This window comes from Catenulispora acidiphila DSM 44928 (genome assembly GCF_000024025.1).
In the GTDB taxonomy this organism is placed as follows: domain Bacteria; phylum Actinomycetota; class Actinomycetes; order Streptomycetales; family Catenulisporaceae; genus Catenulispora; species Catenulispora acidiphila.
In genome coordinates, this window is the sequence record NC_013131.1 from 6,243,279 (window position 1) to 6,263,886 (window position 20,608).

The following is a 20,608-nucleotide window of genomic DNA, read 5'->3' on the forward strand; positions in this document are numbered from 1 at the left end:
AGAACATCACTCCCCAAGCGCCCCCCGGGCCGTCGTTGCCGCACGTATCTCCCAGCTCACAGACGAATCGGTCTCGATCCGACGACAGGTCAAGTCAGGTGAAGCCTACGCGCTCGCCCGGCAGTGGTCGGTAGTCGGATATGTCTCCGTCTCTATCTCTGGTCAGCCTTGGACCACAAGGTAGACGGCGAGAACGCAGAGCGTGGTGATCAAGGCGTTGCTCAGCGCGCGGGTGGGAAGGGCGTGAGCTATCTTCCAGCCCACGAGGACTCCGGCGAGCTCGGGGAGGCCGACGAGGGTGGCGAGCGGCCAGTCGATCGTGCCGTGGGCGAGGTATCCCACGGTCCCGGCCGTGGCGATGACCACTGATTGGGCCTGTGCACAGGCCAGCGAGCGGAGCATGGGGAGTCCCAGCGCGGCAAGCAGGGGGACCGTCAGCATCGGGCCGCCGATGCCCACGATGCCGCTGACGGCGGACACCGCCACTCCGATGACGGCGACCAGCGTCGTCGGTGCACGATCGAGCAGCACTGCCTGGGGGCGGCGGGCGCGGTACCAGACGAGCCCCGCCGTGGCGAGGAGCACGCCGCCGAGCACCACCGCGAACGTGTGCTTGGACACCACAGTGCCGGCGATCACGCCGGCCCAGATTCCGACCAGCGCGCTCCCGGCCAGGATCAGCGCCGTGCGGCGGGTGTCGGGCTCGCGGAGCTGACCTGAGCGGATGTAGGCGGCGGAGCCCAGTGCGCCGGTGGCGATGTGCGTGACGATCGCGGTCCCGGCCACCTGCGCCGGCGACAGTCCCGTCAGTGCGAACAGCCCGATCGTGGGCAGCACGCCTCCCGGACCCACGGCCGTGATGCCGATCCCGCCGACCAGACCGATGACGGCGAGAAGCAGCAGCTCCGGCGGGCCCAATCCGCTCACGGGGCTTGGCTCAGACCGCGATACAGGGTCGCGCGCAGCGTCATGCGATCGGCGCGAACCCGCAGAAGCTCGGTGTCCACCGGGGTCCCGTCGGACAGACGGGTCAGCCGGTCGATGAGGAAGATCGCGGCTCCGGGCCGGATATCGAGCAGCGACGCGGTTTCGGCGTCGGCGGTGGCCGCGCGCACCTCGATCTCGGCGCGGCCCAACGGGGATCCGGTGGTCTCCTCGATCACCGCGAAGATGTCGCGGGTCTCCAAGTCACCGCGCAGCACGCCACGGCCGACCTCGGCGGTGAGGTACGTACTGTCCACCGACACAGGCGATCCATCGACGCGGCGAACGCGCTCGATGTGGACCGCGGCCGCGCCGGGTTCGAGCCCCAGGCGCTCCAGAACCCTCGCGGGCGGATCGGCGATCTCCTCGGCGAGAAGGACCTCGTTGGCCACCGTCCCGTGTCCGGCCAGCGCCTCCGCCAGCCCCGCCAACCGGTCGAGGCCGTGACCGTACGCCGGCATGACGACGACCGTGCCCACCCCACGGCGGCGCGTGACCAACCCTTCGTCGCGCAGCAGACCGAGCGCCTCGCGCACCGCGTTCCGGGACGCGTCCAGCTGCTCGGCGAGAACGAGCTCGTCAGGCAGCACACCATCAGGAAAGCTCTCTGCCGCAATCCGCTGACGCAGCACCTCGGCAACCCGACGCGCTCGGTCCGCACGCGGCCTCGACGACACCCACTCCGGCGGAACGCGCCTCGCCGACGCGCCGTCAGAAGCCAACTCACCTGCTACGGATACCTCGTGTTCGCTCATGGCAGGCCCAGCCTAGCCAATTACGCCAGAGTTACGCCACAGTATCGCCAGAGATACGCCACCAACGGGTGCGGGAGACGACGTCCCACGAATCAGACGGTCATGGCCTCGGCGCTGAACAGCAAGCGGGCCAGGTTGGCCATCCTGTCCGGGATCGCGCGGTAGTAGACCCAGGTGCCGCGACGGTCGCCTTCGATCAGGCCGGCTTCCCGCAGGACCTTGAGGTGGTGGCTGATGGTCGGGCCGCTCAGCTCGAAGCCGGGGCTCAGGTCGCAGACGCACATCTCGCCGGACGGGGCGCTGGCGATCTGCGAGAGCAGCTGAAGGCGGACCGGGTCGCCGAGGGCTTTGAAGGCCGGAGCCAGGGTGATCGCGTCGGCGGTGGATATCGAGTGGCCGTTCAGTGGTTCGCAGCAGGGGACGGGATCGGTGTCGGCCAGCGGCAAGAGCTCCTTGGGTTTCGCCATGCTTCTATCTTGACGGATTTCGAAACAGGGAGCAAGGTGGAGCTGCTTCGAAAAGTTTCAATACAAGGAGGCGCCACTGCGGTGTCTCCATCCGGCCGCACGAGGAGTACGCACATGAGCGAGCAGACCACGGGGAGCAGCACCGCCGGCGGCTTCCAGGGAGACCTGACCGAGGCGTTCAACCCGGCGCCGGGCATCGGCTGTTGTGGCAGCCCGGCCGCGAACACCGGCGTCCAGACCGCCACGCCGGTCGCAGGACCCTGCTGCGGCACCGCGGAGGAGGCCAAGGCCGAGGGCGCCTGCTGTGGCTCGGCGGCCAAGACCGAGGCGGTCGCCGCGAGTACGGGCTGCTGCGGATGAATGCCGAGCCCTCGGCGGAGCGCATGACGGCCATCGTGGCGGCGCTGGCCGCCCGCGAGCTCGCCGGACGGCGAGTGGCCACGCGCGGCGGAGCCGCCGCCCGGACCTGGTTGACGGCCGCGCTGACCGAACTCGACGCGGTCAGCGAGGTCGAACGGTTCGACACGGCGGCAGGCGGTGCCGCGAACCTTTACGCCACGATCGCCGCACCTACTCCCGATCCTGCTCCCGCTCCCGGCTCGCCGGAGATCTGGCTGACCGCGCACTACGACGGCGTCGGCGACATCGACGGCGTCCACCGACCCGGCGCCTCGGACAACGCCTCCGGCGTGGCCGTAGTCCTGGAAGCGGCGCGGCTGCTGAAAGAGCGACTGCCGAACGGCGTAGGGCTGCGTGTCGCCCTGCTCGACGCCGAGGAGATAGGCACCGTCGGCTCGGCCCACCACGCGGCCCGGCTCGTCGCATCCGGCCGGAGTCCGTACGTCCTCAACGTCGACGGCGCGGGAGAGCTGAACGAGGCGGTAGCCGTGGAAGCCGGAGGTCCCGCGATGCCGATCCTGGCCGCACTCGACGCGGCCGGAAAGAGCGCGGGCGTCCCGCTGCGGGCAGGGCAGGTCGCCTCGGACAACCGTCGATACGCCGCCGCCGGCCTGGCCACGGTCGGGCTCGGCGCCGGGATGCCCGGCTACCACTCCGAGCACGACACAGCCGACCGTGTCCAGCCTGCGACACTGCTCGCCATGGTCCGCTTGGTCGTGGGCACCGTCGAGCATCTGGCGCAGCACACGGACATCAGCACAGAGACGCCAGCACCACCCGAGAGACTGACCACCCAAGAGACTGGAGAGGCGAGTATGAACCCGATATCGGCCGAACCGCCGGTCGTCGTCATCGGCGCCGGGCCCGTCGGCTTGGCGGCCGCCGCGCACCTGGTCGAGCGCGGCATCCCCTTCCAAATACTGGAAGCAGGAGACGAGGTCGGAGCAGCGGTGCGCTCCTGGGGTCACGTCCGCCTGTTCAGCCCGTGGCGCTATGACATCGACGCCGCAGCCCGCGCGCTTCTGGAGCCGACCGGCTGGACCGCGCCGGACCCGGAGGACGCCCCGACCGGCGCCGAGCTGGTGGAGCGCTATCTTGTTCCGCTCGCGGCGACAGCGCAGATCGCGCCGCATCTGCGGTTCGGGCACCGCGTGACGGCGATAAGCCGCGTCGGCGTGGACCGGATGCGCACGCGCGGCCGGGAGCGAGCGCCGTTCCTGATCCGCGTCGACATCGGCGGTGTCACCACCGACCTGCAAGCGCGCGCGGTCATCGACGCCAGCGGCACCTGGAGCACGCCGAACGTCCTTGGTGCCTCGGGCCTGCCCGCCTACGGCGAGATCGAGGCGGCAGCATTCATCGACCACGCGCTGCCGGACGTCCTGGGTCCAGCCCGCAGTCTCTACGCCGGCCGGCACACGCTGGTGGTCGGCGCCGGGCACTCGGCGGCGAACACGCTGCTGACGCTGGCCGAACTCGCCGAGACCGAGCCGGGCACGCGCATCTCCTGGGCGATCCGCACGGGCTCAGCGGCGCGCACCTACGGCGGCGGCGAGGCCGACGCTCTCCCGGCGCGGGGTGCACTCGGCGCCAGGTTGAAGACCTTGGTCGCCGAGGGCCGGATCGAGCTGGTGAATCAGTTCTCGGCCGAGACCGTCAGGGTCCTGGCAGGCAGCGGCGGGATCGAGGTCGAGAGCATCGACGCGCGCGGGGTGAAGAAGCTCGTGGCCTGCGACCGGATCGTGGCGGCCACGGGATTCCGCCCCGACCACTCGATCACCAGCGAACTGCGCTTGGATCTGGATCCGATCCTCGGCTCGACCCGCGCGCTGGCGCCGCTGATCGATCCGAACGAGCACTCCTGCGGCACCGTGCCGCCGCACGGCGTGGACGAGTTGTCCCACCCCGAACCGGACTTCTACGCGATCGGCATGAAGTCCTACGGCCGAGCTCCGACGTTCCTGCTGGCCACCGGCTACGAGCAGGCCCGCTCCGTGGTGGCCGCCCTGGCAGGAGACTGGAATGCGGCCCGCGACGTGCGTCTGGAGCTACCGGAAACCGGAGTGTGCAACACCACCCTCCCGGGCGAGGAGATCGAGTCCGCAGGCTGCGGCACTTCGTGCGGCACCCCGGAACCAGTGAGCGTGGGGCTGCCCACAGGCATCTCAGGAGGCTTGCTGTCTGAGCCTCTCCCGTTGGTCCAGACCAGCAGCGAGTCCGGGTGCTGCGGCACCTGACCGGGACAGCCGGCGCCGTGCCGGGCGCCGCCGTGTCGGGAAGCGCCGAGTCCGGCGGCTCCCGACACGGCGCGTTGGCGCAGTACCGGTGGCGTTTGGTCGCAGGCTTGGCGGTCAGCCAGACCGTCGGTTACGGCGTGCTGTTCTACGTCTTCTCCGTCTTCCTCATCCCGACCGCGCACGACCTGCACACCAGCACGCCGGTGGTGACCGGGGCACTGACAGCGTCACTGCTGGCCGCAGCCGCAGCCGCCGTCCCGGTCGGCCGCCACCTGGACCGACACGGCGGTCGACTGCTGATGACCGGCGGCTCGATCGCCGCCAGTGTCCTGGTGGCGGTCTGGTCCCAGGTCACGTCGGTGTGGCAGTTGTACGCCGTATGGATCGGCATCGGGGTCGCCTCGGCGGCGGTGTTGTACGAGGCGGCGTTCGCGGTGCTCGTCCCCTGGTTCGGCGCCGACAGCCGCGCCAAAGCCCTGCTGGCGGTGACCATCGTGGCCGGCTTCGCCTCCAGCGTCTTCCTGCCGAGCGCGGGATACCTGCTGGCCGATCTGGGTTGGCGCGACGCGGTCTTGGTCCTGGCGGTCGCGCACGCCGCACTCACCGTTCCGTTTCACCTCTATATACGTCGGCCTTCGCAGTCCTCGACCAAGACCGCTCCAGATGGCCGGCGCCGACAGATCGTCTCCGTCGCGCTGCACGACCCGGTGTTCTGGACGCTCGGCTGTTCTCTGCTGGCCCAGGGCGCCGCTGTCTTCGTCATGGGTGTCCTGCTGGTCGCCGCGCTCCGGGATTTCGGACATTCGGCCACGTTCGCCGCCACCACCGCTGGGATGCTCGGCGTGCTCTCGGTCAGCGGTCGCCTGGCGTTCACCGCAGCAGGCAGACGCGCATCGGCGACCGACGTCGCCGCTGCGGTGTTCGTGGTCCAGGGCATCGGTGTCGGGCTACTCCCCCTGATCGGCAGAACCAGCCTCGGCGCGATCGCCTGCGTCCTGGTCTTCGGGCTCGGCTTCGGCGTGTCGACCCTGATCCGACCCGCCGTGCTCACCGCCCGCTACGGCACCGAGGCCTTCGCCACGCTGTCCGGGCTGCTCACCTTGCCGCTGACCCTGGTCAAAGCCCTGGCTCCGCTCGTGTCGGCAGCGTGGGCGAGCGCTGCGCACAGCTACGCCCCGCCGCTGACCGCATCAGCTGGGTGTTGCCTGATCGGGGCGGCGGCGATGGCCGTGATCCGCCAGTTGGAGCGTCGACGGAGGCCAGCGTTCGAGCCGCTTGCCTCGTAGTATGGACCACTGTAAATATAGACGCATGTCGAAGAAGGAGCTTCCGGTGATCGCGGAGGCGTGCAGTACGCCGCTGGTCACCGAGCCGCTGACAGACCTTGAAGCCGCAGGTCTCGCGCACGTGTTCAAAGCGCTGGCCGACCCGGTGCGGCTGCGCCTGTTCTCGCTGATCGCCTCGTTCGAGGGCGGACAGGCGTGCGTGTGCGACCTCACCCCCTACTTCGACGTGTCCCAACCGACCATCAGCCACCACCTGAAGGTGCTGCGCGAGGCCGGCCTGGTGGACTCCGAACGCCGCGGGACCTGGATCCACTACCGCGTACGGTCTGAGGCTCTGGGCCGACTGTCCCTATTGCTCGCGCCGACGGTGACGGTCGCGGGATGACTGTGCCGCTGGCCCGCCGCGTGCTGGCCGAAGCGCTCGGGACCGCGCTGCTGGTCGCGGTCGTCGTCGGTTCCGGGATCATGGCGACGAACCTGACCGGCGACGTCGGACTCCGGCTGCTGGCCAACTCCATCGCCACGGTGTTCGGGCTGGCCGTGCTGATCCTCATTTTCGGACCGGTCTCCGGGGCACACTTCAACCCGGTCGTCACCATCGCCGACTACGCCCTGTCCCGCCGCTCCGGCGACGGGACCGACCTGCGAACCATCGCCGCCTACCTACCGGCACAGACCGCCGGCGGCATCGGCGGCACGGTGCTCGCGAACCTGATGTTCGGCCTGCCAGCGGTGACGGCTTCCACCCACGTACGCGCCGCCGGTCACCTGTGGTTGGGCGAGGTCGTCGCCACGGCGGGCCTGATCCTGCTGATCTTCTCGCTGGTACGGTCCGAACGTGGGGCGATCATCGCCCCGGCGGTCGGCGCCTACATCGGCGCGGCCTACTGGTTCACCTCCTCCACCAGCTTCGCCAACCCGGCTGTGACGATCGCGCGGGCTTTCACCGACACCTTCGCCGGGATCGCGCCGGGCTCGGTCGCGGGCTTCGTGGCCTTTCAATGCGTCGGCGCGGTGATCGGCATCGGGCTGGTCGCGATGCTTTACCCCGTTGGGCGCCACGCGGAGAACACCGCTGCCGAACCGCTGGCCGAAGCCGAACGCATGCCGGTGACTGTTCGATAAGCCGTCAGTCCCCAACGAAAGGGCTCCATGATGTCCGCTGCTAAGCCGTCGGTCCTGTTCGTGTGTGTCCACAACGCCGGCCGTTCCCAGATGGCCGCGGGCTTTCTGACGCACCTGGCCGGCGACCGCGTCACCGTCCGCTCAGCCGGCTCGGCCCCGGCAGATCAGGTCAACCCGGCGGTGCTGGAGGCCATGAAGGAAGTCGGCATCGACCTGTCGGCCGAGACGCCGAAGGTCCTGACCGACGAGGCCGCCCTGGCTTCGGACTACATCATCACCATGGGCTGCGGCGACGCCTGCCCGGTCTACCCCGGCAAGACCTACCTCGACTGGGTTCTGACCGATCCGGCGGGCCAGGGCGTCGAGGCGGTCCGGCCGATCCGGGACGAGATCGAGCGCCGCATCAAGGGCCTTATCGAGGAAATCGACGCCACCGGGTGAATCTTCGACAATTTCGGCGCCGGGCCGGTGGGATCCGATCATGGCGCACGGCGTGGACGGGTTTGCCCAGCTACGAAAACCAACTCCGCAGCCAGAACACGAAGTCGTCCCACAGCGAGCCGAACACGGTGAGGTAGCCCTTTCCGGCCGGCGAGACCAGCAGGGTGGCGATGATGGTGGTGAGGGCGGCCAGGACCAGGGCGGCCAGGGAGGCTGTGGAGATACGGCTGCGGTAGAGGCGTGATACGCCCTTGGCGTCGACGAGTTTGCCGCCTACGCGGAGGCGGGTCAGGAAGGTCGAGGCCATGCCGCCTCGGCCCTTCTCGAGGAATTCCACCAGGTTGCTGTGGCCGCCGACGGCGACGATCAGGGAGGCGCCCTTGTCGTCGGCGAGGAGCATCGCCACGTCTTCGCTCGTGCCGGCTGCTGGGAAGACCACGCACGGGAGTCCGAGGGCGGTGACGCGGTCGAGCCCGGGGGCGGTTCCGTCGGGGTAGGCGTGCACGATCAGCTCGGCTCCGCAGGCCAGTGCCTCGTCGGAGACCGAGTCCATGTCGCCGACGATGATGTCCGGGCGGTGGCCGCCCTCCAGGAGTGCGTCGGCGCCGCCGTCGACTCCTATGCACACCGGCCGGTACTCGCGGATGTAGGGGCGCAGGACCGCCAGGTCTTCCTTGTGGTGGGTGCCGCGGACCACCATCAGCACATGCCGGCCGTCGAGCTGGGTGGTGATGTCCGGGACGCCGACGCCGTCGAACAGCAGATCGCGCTCGGCGCGCAGGTACTCCATGGTGTTCGCGGTGAACGCCTCGATCTGCTCGGAGACCGTCGAGCGCGCCTCGGCGAGCGCCTCGACCACCTCGGAGAGCTCCACCGCCTTGCCGACCGCGATCGGGGTGCTGCCGCACAGCACGACGTTGCCGTCGAGCCGCACCATGTCGCCCTCGGCGATCCGCTCCAGCACGGCGGACCCGACCTCGTCCACGACCGGGATGCCGGCGGAGAGCAGGATCTCCAGTCCCATCGCCGGATAGCGGCCGGACAGCGACTTGGCGGCGTTCACCACGGCGGCGGGCTTGCACGCCAACAGCGCCTCGGCCGCCGGACCGTCCAGATCGACGTGGTCGATCAGCGCGATCTCGCCGGCCCGCAGCCGCTTGGTCAGGTCCTTGGTCCGCCGGTCCACCCGGGCAACGCCGGACAGACCCGGCAAGTCTGGCTGGCGGGCCTGGGCTCGGCGTCGGAGGCGGTGCGGCGGGTGAGTCATCACTGGCGCTCATCGTCGCACGTCCGACCCGGCCGGCGGTAAGGGATTGGCGTGTGGGTGGCGCGAGGCCGGTGGGGGACGTCCGCGCACGCTGTGCTCCGCGCCGACCGCACACCGCAGCACCCACCTCGCAGCCCTCGCCTCGCAGCCCTCACCTTCGCAGCCGCCGCCCCGCACCCGCCGGGATCTCCACCCCGGTCTCCACCCGCGCTCCGATCCGGCGAGAGCGCCGGATCCCTAGCGTCGGCAGCATGAACATCCTGCAGATCGTCCTCATCATCGCGGTCGCCGCGCTGGTCATCGGCAAGCGCCTGACCGGGCGCCCCGTCGACACCCGCCGCTCGGTCGTCATGCCGGGCATCCTGGCGGTCTACGGCTGGTTCATCCTGCAGAAGAGCGGCACGCTCACGCACACCGACCAGGTGTGGCTCGCGGTGGAAGGCGCGGTGTCGGTCGCGATCGGCCTGGTCCGCGGCTCCACGATCCGGCTGTACGAGCGCGACGGCGTCCTCTGGGCCCGCTACCGTCCGCTGACGCTGCTGCTGTGGATCGGCTCCATCGCCGCGCGCTTCGGCCTGGAGGCCGCCGCGGTCGGCGCCGGCGCGGGCAAGGCGGCGATGACGTCCTCGACGATGCTCATGTTCGGCGTGTCGCTGGCCGCCGAGTCGCTGATCGTGCTGCCGCGGGCCTACGCCAGCGGCATCCCGGTCCTGGCCCGCTCGTGAGCGCGAGCTGGATCACGCTCGGGACCGCGACCTGGCGCATCGCTGCGAACCGGCGCGCCGAGACCGACGCGCCCGACGTGCCTCCCGCCCCGCCGTCCGGGCACACTGGCCTCATCATGAGCGGCACCGTCGACGACTTCCCCGACCTGCGGCGCTGGACCGAGCGCTGGCCGGCCGCCGCGGTGGCGCTGCGCCTGCTGGCCATCGGCGCCCTGACGTTCGGCATCGCCCAGACCCACCGTCCCGCCGCCTGGGCCCTCGGCGGCGCCGCCGCGCTGTCGGGCGTCGTGTGGGCGGTCTCCCCCGTGCACCGCATGCGGATCCTGATCCCCGCCACCGCGGTGTTCGCGGTGTGCGGCGCGATCCTGGCCGGCTCGGGACTGGCCGAGCCGTCCGGGCTCACCTACATCTTCATGGGCCTGCTGTTCCTGCAGGCGGTCGCCGAGCCACGGGTGACGGCGCTGTACGTCGGGATCGCGGTCCTCGTGGCCGGGGCGGTCAGCGCGGTCCTCGCGCACCACGGCGGCCAGTACCCGTGGATCCTCGCCGTCGTGATCGGCGGCTACGTCTCCGGCGACGCGCGCCGCTCCCGCCAACTGGCCCTGCACCGAGCGCAGGACCTGCTGGTGATGACGCGGCGCGCGAACACCGAGCAGGCGCACGCCGCCGCGCTGGCCGAGCGCGGCCGGATCGCCCGGGACGTGCACGACGTTCTCGCACACTCGCTGTCAGGCCTGGCGATCCAGCTGGAAGCCGCCGACGCGCTGCTGACCGACGGCGCGGACGTGGAACGCGCGCACACCATGGTCATTCGAGCCCGCCGCCTGGCCCGCGACGGCCTGTCGGAGGTGCGGCGCGCGGTCACGGCGCTGCGCGAGGACGTGAAGCCGCCGGAGGAGACCCTGGCCGTGCTCGCCGCGGACTACACGCAGGACACCGGCTGGCCGGCGACGTTCGAGGTGCTCGACGGCCCGGTCCCGGAGCTGGCAGTGGAGACGGCGCAGACGCTGCAACGCGTGGCTCAGGAGGCGCTGACAAACGCGCGCAAGCACGCGCCGGGGGCGGCGGTGCAGGTGCGGCTCGCGATGGAGGCGGAGACGGTCACGCTGACGATCGAGAACGCGGCGCCGACGACACCGACCGCACCGCTGGCGAACTCCGGCGGAGGCTGGGGACTGATCGGGCTGCGGGAGCGGGTCGGGCTGGTCGGCGGGTCGGTGGAGACCGGGGCGACGGCGGGCGGAGGGTTCCGGGTGGCGGCGGTGGTGCCAGTGGTGCCTTGGGTCGCGGAGGGCGAGTTCGAGGGCTGAGGCGGTGCTCGAGGAGAGCAGGCTGGCGCGGCGCGGGTAGCGGATCGGGTCTGCGCGGGCAGCGGCTCGGAGCGGATCGGCGGCGGATTGGCGGCGGATGGATCGTCGCGAGGCTGAGGCGGCGCTCGAGAAGATCAGGCCGGCGCGGCGCGGGTAGCGGCTCGGAGCGGATCGGGTCAGCGCGAGGCTGAGGCGGCGCTCGACGAGATCAGGCTGGCGCGGCTGGGGCAGCGGATCGGGCAGCGGCTTGGATCGGCTTGGATCGGATCGGCAGCAGCTCGCACCAGCGCCCCCCAATCAGTCGAGCCCGCGCCGCAGCGCGTACCGCACCGCCTGAGCCCGGTCGCGCACGCCGATCTTCGCGAACAGGTTGTTGATATGTGTCTTCACGGTCGCGGCGGAGACGAACAGCTCCCCCGCGATCTCGGTGTTGGACTTGCCGCGCGCGATCAGCGTCAGTACCTCGGCTTCGCGCGGTGTGAGGTCGGCCGAGGCCGGGACCTCCACGGCGGCGGCGAGCAGTATCGCCGTGACGCCGTCGTCCAGGACCGATTGTCCGGAGGCCGCGGCCTCGATGGCGCGGGCGATCTCGGCGCGGCCGGATTCCTTGGTGAGGTAGCCGGTGGCGCCGGCTCGCAGGGCCTTGAGAATCGAGGCGTCGTCGGCATGCGTGGTGAGGACCACGACTCGCACATCCGGGGCGCTTTGCGCGATGCGCCGCGTCGCCTCGACGCCGTCCACACCGGGCATGCGCAGGTCCATGAGCACGACGTCGGGCCGCAGTGTCTCGGCCGCAGCGACTGCCGCCGCGCCGTTCGCGGCCTCGCCGACGACCTCGACGCCGGCCGTCACCGACAACAGCGCGACCAGGCCGTCGCGTACCGCCGCCTGGTCGTCGGCCACCACTACTCGGATCGCTGCCACGACAGCATTCTCACACCCGGCAGCGCGCGCCCCGCCAGTGACTCGATCAGCGACTTGATCGGCGACTTGATCGGCGCCGGCGAACCCCTACCCGCGCTGCCGGTCGGCCGCTGCCGCCTGCAGCAGCTCGTCGGCGTGCGCCTGGCCCAGCTCGGACTCCTCGAGGCCGGCGAGCATGCGGGCCAGCTCGCGGCGGCGGGCGGCGTCGTCGAGCACGATCACGCCGGAGCGCGTCACCATGCCGTCGTTGGCCTTGCGGACCACCAGCTGTCGGTCGGCGAAGGCCGCTACCTGCGGCAGGTGCGTGACGACCACGACCTGCGCCGAGCGCGCGAGACGGGCCAGCCGGCGGCCGACCTCGACCGCCGCCTTGCCGCCGACGCCGGCGTCCACCTCGTCGAAGACGAACGTCGGGACCGGGTCGGAGCCGGCGAAGACCACCTCGACCGCCAGCATGACGCGCGAGAGCTCGCCGCCGGAGGCGCCCTTGGCGATCGGCAGGAACGGCGCGCCGGGGTGCGGCGCGAGGCGGATCTCGACGTCGTCGACCCCTGTCGGGCCGAAGGCCACCGCGCGGTCGTCGACCTCCAGGCCGCCGGCGGTCTCCTTCTGCGTGACCGGGACGTCGATGCGCGCGTGCGGCATCGCCAGCTCCGCCAGCTCGGTGGTGACCGCGGCCGCGAACTTGTCCGCGGCCTGCGAGCGCCCCGCCGACAGGCGTGCGGCGTGTCCGGCGAGTTCGGCGCGCGCGGCGGCGCGCTCCTCGGTCAGGGCGGCGATGCGGTCGTCGTCGCCCTCGAGCTCGGACAGCCGCAGCGCGCCGTCGGAGGACCAGGCGATGACGTCGGAGAGCTTCGGGCCGTACTTGCGCATCAGGCCGTTGAGGTCGCTGATGCGCTGCTGGACGTCGGCCAGGCGGCGCGGGTCGGCTTCGATGGAGTCGGCGTAGGCGGCCAGTTCGGTGGAGACGTCGGCCAGCAGGAACGAGGCCTCGTCCAGGCGCTGCGCCAGCTCGGCCAGCGCCGGGTCGTGGCCGCGCGCGGCCTCCAGCGCCCGGGTCGCCTCGGTGACCAGCGACAGGGCGTTGATCGAGGCGGGGTCGTCGGGGCTGCCGGCCAGCGCCATGTGCGCGCCCTCGGAGGCGGTGCGCAGGGTGTCGGCGTGGCCGAGGCGCTCGGATTCGGCGGCCAGCTCGGCGTCCTCGCCCTCGACCGGCTCCAGGCGCTCGACCTCGGCCAGGCCGAAGCGCAGCAGGTCCGCCTCCTGGGCGCGCTCGCGGGCGCGGGTGGTCAGCTCCTCGAGCGTGGACTCGATCTTCTTCAGGCGCTCGTAGCAGGCCTTGTACTCGGCCAGCGGCTCGGCGACGGCGGGACCGGCGTAGCGGTCCAGGGCCTGGCGCTGGCGGGCGGGCTGCAGCAGGGACTGCTGCGCGGACTGGCCGTGCATCGCCACCAGGTCGTCGGCCAGGCCGCCCAGGACGCCGATCGGGACGGCGGCGCCGCCCAGGCTCGCGCGCGAGCGCCCCTCGTTCGACACCGACCGGGAGATGATGAGCTCTGCCTTGTCCTTGCCGACCGGCTCGAGCTCGGCGCCGGCCTCGGCGGCGGCCCGCCCGGCGGCGCCCTTGGGGTCCACGACGAGGCGGCCCTCGACCGAGGCCCGCTCGGCGCCGGGACGCACCAACGCGGAGTCGGAACGGCCGCCGAACAGCAGTCCGAGGCCCGTGACGACCATCGTCTTGCCGGCTCCGGTCTCGCCGGTGACCGCCGTGAATCCGGGCGACAGCTCCAACACCGCGTCCTCGATGACGCCGAGGCCGCGAATCCTCATCTGCTCCAGCACAGGTAAGACACTAGGTCTTCCCGGGCCGGAAGCGGTACCTGCGCGCCTGATTCGTCCCTTTAGGGGGCGAAGTTCACAGCCCTGACACGCTGTCAGGGGCGGGTGCGGGCAAGGGGCGAGCCGGTCGAGTGTCCGCTACTTCTCGGCGCGCCAGCCGTCCACGGGCAGCGCGAACTTCGCGACGAGCCGGTCGCTGAACGGCGCGCGGTGCAGGCGGGCGAAGCGCACCGGCAGTGCGCCGCGGCGTACCTCGACCCGTGCGCCGTGCGGCAGGTCGAGGACCCGGCGGCCGTCGCACCACATCACGGCGCCCTTGCTGCCGGGGTCCTCGCCGTTGGGCTGCAGCTCCAGCGCCAGCAGCGAGTGCGGGGAGACCACCAGCGGCCGGGCGAACAGCGCGTGGGCGCTGATCGGGACCAGCAGGAGCGCGTCCAGGTCGGGCCAGACGATCGGGCCGCCGGCGGAGAAGTTGTAGGCGGTGGAACCGGTCGGGGTGGCGAAGATGACGCCGTCGCAGCCCCACTTGGACAGCGGCCGGCCGTCGATGGAGACCAGGACCTCCAGCATCCGCTCGCGCGAGGCCTTCTCCACGCTGGCCTCGTTCAGCGCCCAGGAGCGGTCCACGACCTGTCCGTCCAGGCTCACCTCGACGTCGACGGTCATCCGCTCCTCGACCGTGTAGTCGCGGGCGACGATGCGGTCCACGACGAAGGCCAGGTCCTCGTACTCGGCCTCGGCCAGGAACCCGACACGGCCCAGGTTCACGCCCAGCAGCGGCACGCCGGCGCTGCGCGCGACCTCGGCGCCGCGCAGCATCGTGCCGTCGCCGCCGAGCACCACCACCAGCTCGATGTCCTCCAGCGCCCCGGCGTCGAGCGCGCAGACCGGGGCGTCGGTCTCCAGCTCCCCGGCCTCGCCGGCCAGCACGCGCACGCCGACCCCGCTGGCCGACAGCCGCGCGACGGTGTCGCGCGCGGCGTCCAGCGCCACCTGGCGGCCCGTGTGGACGACCAACAGCACGTCGCGCTCGCCGTGTCCCATCAGTCAGTCCCCAGACCCCTCATCGCTGTTCTTCTCACTGCTGTTCTCACTGCTGCTGTTCTCACTGCTGTCGTCGAACCGCCCGTCCCCGGCCGGACCCTGCTCGATCGCCCGAGCCAGGTCCTCCTCGCGCAGCGGCGGCGCGTCGGCGCGCAGCCAGAGGAAGTACTCGACGTTGCCGGCCGGTCCCGGCAGCGGGCTGGCGGCCACGCCGCGCACGCCGAGTCCGGCCCGGCCCGCGGCGGCGGCCACGTCCCGCACCGCCTCGGCGTGCAGGGCGACGTCGCGCACCACGCCTCCGGAGCCCAGCCGCTCCCGCCCGACCTCGAACTGCGGCTTGACCATCAGGGCCAGATCCGCTTCCGGGGTCGCGCAGGCGGCCAGCGCCGGCAGCACCAGCCGCAATGAGATGAACGAGAGATCACCCACCACGAGTTCCACCGGACCGCCGATCGCCTCCGGGGTCAGGTCCCGGACGTTGGTGCGGTCCAGCACGGTGACCCGCTCGTCGGTGCGCAGCGACCAGGCGAGCTGGCCGTAGCCGACGTCGACGGCGACCACCCGCGCGGCGCCGTTGCGCAGCAGCACGTCGGTGAAGCCGCCGGTGGAGGCACCGGCGTCCAGGGCGCGGCGGCCGGCGAAGCTCAGTCCGTCGGCGGCGAAGGCGGCCAGCGCGCCGGCCAGCTTGTGGCCGCCCCGCGAGACGTAGTCCGGCCCTTCGCTGGCTTCGGCCACGACGATCGCCGCGGCGGTCTCGACCTGGGTCGCCGGCTTGCCGGCCTTCTGCCCGCCGACGCTCACCCGCCCGGCCTCGATCAGCTCGCGGGCCTGCTCGCGCGAGCGGGCGAGGTTGCGGCGGACCAGCTCGGCGTCCAGGCGGCGCCGGGGGGTCACCGCGGGCCCTGGGCGCCCGCGGGCTGCTCGGACAGGATCGCGCGCAGCTCGGTGTGGACGGCGTCGTACACGTCGGCGTGGCCGGGCAGCGGCGTGTCGGGCAGCCGGGCCAGGCGGTCCAGGGCGTCGTCGACGCGCCGGTCGCCGGAGTGCTCGTAATCGACGTGGAAGTCGACGGTCTCGGAGTCCTCATGGAAGGCGGACGCCGGCACGCCGCCGGACTGCTCGTCCTGATGGCCGTCCGTCTCGAACTCGCCCATCTCGTCCACGCTCGTGCCGCTCGCCTTCGGTTGCCGGTTGTTCACCCCGAACGCTATCGCGTGGAGCCCGCCCGGCGCCGGTCCCGCCGGCGGGCCGCGCGCCCCGGCGGCCCGGCCGTCATCTACGACAAGCTGTAGCAGAACCGGATCGGGGCGGACGGTCCGCGCGAATTCGCAATTGCCGGACGATAATGCGCAGCTCTGGGCCCGGGTTTCCGCCAGAGGCGACGGAGAACCTGGTCAGAGCGTTGCCTAAAAGGCGTCCGGTGTTAACTCAACCCTCTTTCGAGTGACATTCAGAAGGCGTCCGCGCCCGCTAGCCTGTGCCGCTGTCGGGACGATTCCGATCGCCCCGGGTCCTGTGGGAAACCTTTGGGTCTGCCGCATTGCCGGCGCCGAATCGCGAGGGGGTCGCCGGCATGGCGATGATGGCGGGCGACGGTCCGTGGATCCATCGTTTGACAAGGTCCTCCAAGAAGCCGTGGAGCCGCCGCCGCGCTGCCGCGTGGTGGACGGCGGCGGCCGTGCTGGTCTTCGGCATCGGGCTGATAGCCGGCAAGGGCGGGAACCCGCTGATAGATCTGAAGGTCTATCGGGACGGCGGGATATCGTTCATGAAGGATCTGCCGCTGTATACGACGCGGTTTCCGCATCCGTTGGACGGACCGGACCTGCCGTTCACCTACCCGCCGTTCGCGGCCGTGCTGTTCAGCGTGCTGGGTTTTGTCGGGTATCACCTGGCCGCGGTGCTCATGGTGCTGATCGGCTTCACGGCTCTGACCTGGACCATCTATCTGGTGCTGCACAACCGCGCCGGAGCCCGGTTCCTGCCCGAGCCGACGCCGCGGGTGCTGGTCACCATCACCTTGCTCAGCCTGGTGATGGAGCCGATCAGCAGCACGTTCCTGCACGGCCAGATCAACCTGCTGCTGATGGGGCTGGTGGTCACCGACGCCCTGGGCCCGAAGACCCGCATCCCGCGCGGCGCGCTGGCCGGCGTCGCCGCGGCGATCAAGCTGACCCCGGCGGTGTTCCTGCTCTACTTCGTCGCGCGCCGGCAGTGGAAGAGCGCCTCGAACATGGTCGCCGCGTTCATCGGCGCGACCTCGCTGAGCATCATCCTGGCGCCCCGGGACAGCAAGGCGTACTGGACCGCCACCGTCTTCGATCCGACCCGCATCGGCGACCTCGGATACGCCGCCAACCAATCGCTGCGCGGCGGACTGCACCGGCTCGGCGGACTGCCGGGCCTGGCGATGTCGGTGAAGACCGAGGAGCGCCTGTGGTTCGCGCTCTCGATGATCGTCATAGCCCTGGCTTACCACGGCGCGCGCCGGGCGATCCGGCGCGAGGACCCGGTGTGCGCCCTGGCCGTGGTCGCCGCGTGCCAGCTGCTCATCTCGCCGGTCTCCTGGTCGCACCACTGGGTGTGGATCGCCCCGATGCTGCTGCCCTTCGCGATCCAGATCGTCCGCGGCGGCGAGCGGCTGAAGATCGCCGGGCTGGTCGTGCTCACCGCGGTGTTCCTCATCGGCCCGCTACTGCTGTTCCCGGTCGACCACGGCTTGGAGATGCACTGGGGCTGGTGGGAGAACCTGATCGGCGACGCCTATCTGATCATCACCCTGTCGTTCGTGGTCTGGGCCGCGTCGACCCGGCGGACACCGGCGCCGGTGCGTTAGGGTCACGCGAGTGGCCACCATCGAGGAATGCCGGGAAGCGCTGAAGGAGTTCGCCGGGAACCTCGGCGACATGGACGAGTCGAGCAAGAAGCTCGTACGGACCGTGAGCCTGAAGGTCCCGGACCTCGACGTGACCTTCCACGGCACGCTGCGCGAGGGAACCCTGGAGGACGTCACCACCGAGCCGCGCGACCGCGCGCAGATCCGCCTGACGATCAAGAGCGACGACCTGATCGCCCTCGTCGCCGGCAACCTGAACTTCGCCTCGGCGTGGGCGCGCGGCCGGGTGAAGCTGGAGGCTTCGATCTCGGACCTGCTGCGGCTGCGCAAGCTCCTGTGATGAGCTGGGGTCCATGGCCACTACGCGATCGGTTCGCTTGATCCTGGCTCCGCGCTCTGCCGTCTACCGGGCACTGCTCGACCCGAACGCCGTCCGGCAATGGATGGTGCCGGACGGCATGACCAGCCAGGTGCATTCCTTCGATGCCCGCGAAGGCGGCGCTTTCCGCATCTCGCTGACGTATGACGCGCCGACCGAGACCGGGAAGACCTCGGCGCAGACCGACACCTTCCACGGCCGGTTCGTCGAGCTGGTGCCGGACAGCAAGGTCGTGCAGGCGATCGAGTTCGAGACGGACGTGCCGGATCTGCGCGGGGAGATGACCGTCAGCTATGAGCTGCGGGACGTCCCCGGGGGCACCGAGGTGTCCGGGCGGCACGAGAACCTGCCGCCGGGGGTCTCGGCCGCCGACAACGAGCTGGGCTGGCGGATGTCGATGGACAAGCTGGCCGCGCTGGTCGAGACCGGGTGACCTGCCCCGCCTCAACAAACCGGCAGAGCTGCCTGTAAGTTGGTCGGCGTGACCACCGCGCGCCGCACCCAGGAGGAACGTTCCGCCGCCACCCGCCGGCTGCTGCTCGACGCGACCGTCGAGTGCCTGGTGAAGCACGGCTACGCCGGGACCACCACCACGCGGGTGTCCGAGCTGGCCGGGGTCTCGCGCGGGGCGCAGGTGCACCACTTCGCGACCAAGGACGAGCTGGTCGTGGCGGCGGTGCGGCATCTGGCCGAGCAGCAGGCGATGCTGGTGCTGGCGCGGCCGGACCTCCTCGCCGGGTCCGCCGATCCGGTCGGGGACGCCCTGGAGCTGCTGTGGAAGGCGCATCAGGGACCGACGTTCGACGCCGCGATCGAGCTGTGGGTCGCCGCGCGGACCGATCCGGACCTGCGGGAGGCGACGACCGCGTTCGAGCGGGCGCTGACGGCGCGGTTCGCGGAGGTCTCGGTGATCTTGTTCGGGCCGGAGGTGACCGCGCTGCCCGATTTCCAGCTGCGGCTGCTGACCGCGCTGGAGGCGATCCGAGGGCTGCGGATGGTCTCCTTCCTGCACCCGAATCCCTCGGCGCGTCTCGACGAGCGGTGGCAGAGGTCGAAGGCGCTGTTGCGGCCGCTGTTCGAGGTGTCGGCCTCGCGCTGATCCTGATACACCGTCAGAAGAATCCGCTGAATCCGCTGAATCCGCTGAAACCACTGAATTCACTGAATCCACTGAAACCGCCACCGGAGCGCCGGGAGGGTGCATGGCTGGGCCGCTGCAGGGACTGAAGGTCGTGGAGATCGCGGGCATCGGGCCCGGGCCGTTCGCCGCGATGCTGCTCGCCGACCTCGGCGCCGAGGTGATCCGGGTGGACCGGCCCGGCGGCGGCGGGCTGTCGCTGGGTGAGAAGGACGTGCTCAACCGAGGCCGGCGCTCGGTCGCCGTGGACCTGAAGCACCCCGGCGGCGCGGAGGTGGTGCTGCGGCTGGCCGAGCGGGCGGACGTGCTGATCGAGGGCTACCGCCCCGGCGTGGCCGAGCGCCTGGGCATCGGGCCGGCCGAGTGCCTGGCGCGCAACCCGGCGCTGGTCTACGGCCGGATGACCGGCTGGGGGCAGGAGGGCCCGCTGGCCGCGACCGCCGGCCACGACATCGGCTACGTCGCCGTCACCGGCACGCTGCACGCCATCGGCCGCGCCGGCGGTCCGCCGCAGGTGCCGCTGAACCTGGTCGGCGACTTCGGCGGCGGGTCGATGTACCTGGTCGTCGGCATCCTGGCGGCGGTCTGGGAGGCGGAACGCTCCGGGCGCGGGCAGGTCGTGGACGCCGCGATCGTCGACGGCACCGCGCACCTGTCGGCGATCCTGCACGGCTTCGTCAGCCTGGGCCTGTGGCGCGACCGGCGCGGGACGAACCTGCTGGACACCGGCGCGCCGTTCTACGACGTCTACGAGACCTCCGACGGCGAGCACATGGCAGTCGGCGCGATCGAGCCGCAGTTCTTCGCCGAGCTCGTGGCCCGGCTGGGCATCGCCGACCGCGCGCCGGGCCAGAACGACCGCGAACGCTGGCCGGAGCTGCGGGTCCTGCTCGCCGAGACCTTCCGGACCCGGACACGCGAGGAGTGGACGGAGGTCTTCGCCGGCAGCGACGCGTGCGTGGCGCCGGTGCTCTCGGCGAAGGAGGCACCGAAGCACCCGCACCTGGCCGCGCGCGGCACGCTGGTCGAACGCGACGGGCTGACGCAGCCGGCGCCGGCGCCGCGGTTCTCGCGGACCGGCGCGGAGCTGGGACTGCCGCCGTGCGGGCCCGGGGCGCACACGCGGGAGGCGCTGGGCGCGTGGGGGTTCGAGGACGTGGAGGCGCTGGTCGAGGCGGGAGCGGTGGTGCAGGCGTAGGTCGGCTCAGCCAGACTCAGCCCCGACTCAGCCGAGCGTGACCTTCACGACCTGGGACTCGGGGAACGCGACCGTGCCGTGCTCGTTCTTCGCGAAGACCCACCCCGCGGCGAACGCCACGGAGGTGACCGTGTAGTCGCCGTCGGCGACGAGCACGATGCGGATCGCCGGCTGCCATTCGAGATCCTTCATGCCGCCAGCCTCGACGGAGGGCGGCGGCACTGCGACGTGGCAGGTCCAGGCAGGGGACAGCA

General features: G+C 71.4%; 23 protein-coding genes and 1 pseudogene. 14 read left to right on the forward strand and 10 right to left on the reverse strand.

The window, feature by feature from the left end; translation table 11 throughout:
- Window positions 1–162: 162 nt before the first annotated feature.
- The 3 genes from CACI_RS26800 to CACI_RS26810 form a co-directional block, all read right to left on the reverse strand.
- Window positions 163–927 carry a sulfite exporter TauE/SafE family protein gene (locus CACI_RS26800; RefSeq protein ID WP_015794004.1) on the reverse strand — a complete coding sequence of 255 codons (765 nt, stop codon included), beginning with the start codon at window positions 925–927 and terminating at the stop codon, window positions 163–165.
- The gene (locus tag CACI_RS26805) at window positions 924–1,739 is read right to left on the reverse strand and encodes a GntR family transcriptional regulator (protein ID WP_015794005.1); all 816 of its coding nucleotides are present in this window, start codon (window positions 1,737–1,739) and stop codon (window positions 924–926) included. The genes CACI_RS26800 and CACI_RS26805 overlap by 4 nt, the downstream gene beginning before the upstream one ends.
- A gap of 92 nt (window positions 1,740–1,831) precedes the next feature.
- A complete protein-coding gene (locus CACI_RS26810) occupies window positions 1,832–2,206 on the reverse strand; it encodes an ArsR/SmtB family transcription factor (protein ID WP_015794006.1) in 375 nt (124 codons plus the stop codon).
- Window positions 2,207–2,320: 114 nt separating this feature from the next.
- Between CACI_RS26810 and CACI_RS26815 the strand changes: the two genes are divergently transcribed.
- From CACI_RS26815 to CACI_RS26840, 7 genes and pseudogenes are all read left to right on the forward strand, one after another.
- A complete protein-coding gene (locus tag CACI_RS26815; protein ID WP_015794007.1) occupies window positions 2,321–2,566 on the forward strand; it encodes a hypothetical protein in 246 nt (81 codons plus the stop codon).
- Window positions 2,567–2,589: 23 nt separating this feature from the next.
- Window positions 2,590–3,264: pseudogene (locus tag CACI_RS54370) on the forward strand (M28 family peptidase); the annotation flags it as partial.
- A gap of 156 nt (window positions 3,265–3,420) precedes the next feature.
- The gene (locus tag CACI_RS54375) at window positions 3,421–4,842 is read left to right on the forward strand and encodes an FAD-dependent oxidoreductase (protein ID WP_041542495.1); all 1,422 of its coding nucleotides are present in this window, start codon (window positions 3,421–3,423) and stop codon (window positions 4,840–4,842) included.
- Complete coding sequence (locus CACI_RS26825) at window positions 4,827–6,128, forward strand: MFS transporter (protein WP_015794009.1); 1,302 nt, start codon at window positions 4,827–4,829, stop codon at window positions 6,126–6,128. The genes CACI_RS54375 and CACI_RS26825 overlap by 16 nt, the downstream gene beginning before the upstream one ends.
- A gap of 25 nt (window positions 6,129–6,153) precedes the next feature.
- On the forward strand, window positions 6,154–6,513 hold the full coding sequence (locus CACI_RS26830) for an ArsR/SmtB family transcription factor (protein WP_041540477.1): 360 nt from the start codon (window positions 6,154–6,156) through the stop codon (window positions 6,511–6,513).
- The gene (locus CACI_RS26835) at window positions 6,510–7,253 is read left to right on the forward strand and encodes an aquaporin (protein WP_015794011.1); all 744 of its coding nucleotides are present in this window, start codon (window positions 6,510–6,512) and stop codon (window positions 7,251–7,253) included. The genes CACI_RS26830 and CACI_RS26835 overlap by 4 nt, the downstream gene beginning before the upstream one ends.
- A gap of 27 nt (window positions 7,254–7,280) precedes the next feature.
- Entirely contained in the window at window positions 7,281–7,694 is a 414-nt protein-coding gene (locus CACI_RS26840; RefSeq protein ID WP_015794012.1) for an arsenate reductase ArsC, read from the forward strand.
- Window positions 7,695–7,764: 70 nt separating this feature from the next.
- Here the strand turns inward: CACI_RS26840 and steA are convergent, their stop codons facing one another.
- A complete protein-coding gene (gene steA / locus CACI_RS26845; RefSeq protein ID WP_015794013.1) occupies window positions 7,765–8,961 on the reverse strand; it encodes a putative cytokinetic ring protein SteA in 1,197 nt (398 codons plus the stop codon).
- 251 nt (window positions 8,962–9,212) lie between these two features.
- Between steA and CACI_RS26850 the strand changes: the two genes are divergently transcribed.
- Window positions 9,213–9,686: a hypothetical protein gene (locus CACI_RS26850; protein ID WP_015794014.1), complete on the forward strand. Its 474-nt coding sequence runs from the start codon at window positions 9,213–9,215 to the stop codon at window positions 9,684–9,686.
- Window positions 9,683–10,996: a sensor histidine kinase gene (locus CACI_RS26855; protein ID WP_015794015.1), complete on the forward strand. Its 1,314-nt coding sequence runs from the start codon at window positions 9,683–9,685 to the stop codon at window positions 10,994–10,996. The genes CACI_RS26850 and CACI_RS26855 overlap by 4 nt, the downstream gene beginning before the upstream one ends.
- 297 nt (window positions 10,997–11,293) lie before the next feature.
- On the opposite strand, the gene CACI_RS26860 is transcribed toward CACI_RS26855, so the two are convergent.
- The 5 genes from CACI_RS26860 to CACI_RS26880 all read right to left on the reverse strand — a co-directional run bounded on the left by CACI_RS26860 (window position 11,294) and on the right by CACI_RS26880 (window position 16,002).
- Window positions 11,294–11,920 (reverse strand): response regulator transcription factor, encoded by a 627-nt coding sequence (locus CACI_RS26860; RefSeq protein ID WP_041540478.1) that lies wholly within the window; start codon window positions 11,918–11,920, stop codon window positions 11,294–11,296.
- 87 nt (window positions 11,921–12,007) lie between these two features.
- Entirely contained in the window at window positions 12,008–13,750 is a 1,743-nt protein-coding gene (recN, locus tag CACI_RS26865) for a DNA repair protein RecN (protein WP_015794017.1), read from the reverse strand.
- Between the two features lie 147 nt (window positions 13,751–13,897).
- A complete protein-coding gene (locus tag CACI_RS26870; protein ID WP_015794018.1) occupies window positions 13,898–14,803 on the reverse strand; it encodes an NAD kinase in 906 nt (301 codons plus the stop codon).
- A 3-nt stretch (window positions 14,804–14,806) separates the two neighbouring features.
- Window positions 14,807–15,697 carry a TlyA family RNA methyltransferase gene (locus tag CACI_RS26875; RefSeq protein ID WP_015794019.1) on the reverse strand — a complete coding sequence of 297 codons (891 nt, stop codon included), beginning with the start codon at window positions 15,695–15,697 and terminating at the stop codon, window positions 14,807–14,809.
- Window positions 15,694–16,002 carry a hypothetical protein gene (locus CACI_RS26880; protein ID WP_041540480.1) on the reverse strand — a complete coding sequence of 103 codons (309 nt, stop codon included), beginning with the start codon at window positions 16,000–16,002 and terminating at the stop codon, window positions 15,694–15,696. Before CACI_RS26880 ends, CACI_RS26875 begins: the two co-directional genes overlap by 4 nt.
- Window positions 16,003–16,415: 413 nt before the next feature.
- Here CACI_RS26880 and CACI_RS26885 point away from each other — a divergent pair, with 413 nt between their 5' ends.
- The 5 genes from CACI_RS26885 (at window position 16,416) to CACI_RS26905 (ending at window position 20,354) form a co-directional block, all read left to right on the forward strand.
- Window positions 16,416–17,639 (forward strand): glycosyltransferase 87 family protein, encoded by a 1,224-nt coding sequence (locus CACI_RS26885; RefSeq protein WP_190276634.1) that lies wholly within the window; start codon window positions 16,416–16,418, stop codon window positions 17,637–17,639.
- A gap of 10 nt (window positions 17,640–17,649) precedes the next feature.
- The gene (locus CACI_RS26890) at window positions 17,650–17,979 is read left to right on the forward strand and encodes an alkyl sulfatase C-terminal domain-containing protein (RefSeq protein ID WP_015794022.1); all 330 of its coding nucleotides are present in this window, start codon (window positions 17,650–17,652) and stop codon (window positions 17,977–17,979) included.
- A gap of 13 nt (window positions 17,980–17,992) precedes the next feature.
- On the forward strand, window positions 17,993–18,451 hold the full coding sequence (locus tag CACI_RS26895) for an SRPBCC family protein (RefSeq protein ID WP_015794023.1): 459 nt from the start codon (window positions 17,993–17,995) through the stop codon (window positions 18,449–18,451).
- 48 nt (window positions 18,452–18,499) lie between these two features.
- On the forward strand, window positions 18,500–19,117 hold the full coding sequence (locus tag CACI_RS26900; protein ID WP_015794024.1) for a TetR/AcrR family transcriptional regulator: 618 nt from the start codon (window positions 18,500–18,502) through the stop codon (window positions 19,115–19,117).
- A 103-nt stretch (window positions 19,118–19,220) separates the two neighbouring features.
- Window positions 19,221–20,354: a CaiB/BaiF CoA transferase family protein gene (locus CACI_RS26905; RefSeq protein WP_015794025.1), complete on the forward strand. Its 1,134-nt coding sequence runs from the start codon at window positions 19,221–19,223 to the stop codon at window positions 20,352–20,354.
- Between the two features lie 27 nt (window positions 20,355–20,381).
- Here the strand turns inward: CACI_RS26905 and CACI_RS51460 are convergent, their stop codons facing one another.
- The gene (locus CACI_RS51460; RefSeq protein ID WP_015794026.1) at window positions 20,382–20,546 is read right to left on the reverse strand and encodes a hypothetical protein; all 165 of its coding nucleotides are present in this window, start codon (window positions 20,544–20,546) and stop codon (window positions 20,382–20,384) included.
- Window positions 20,547–20,608: the final 62 nt, after the last annotated feature.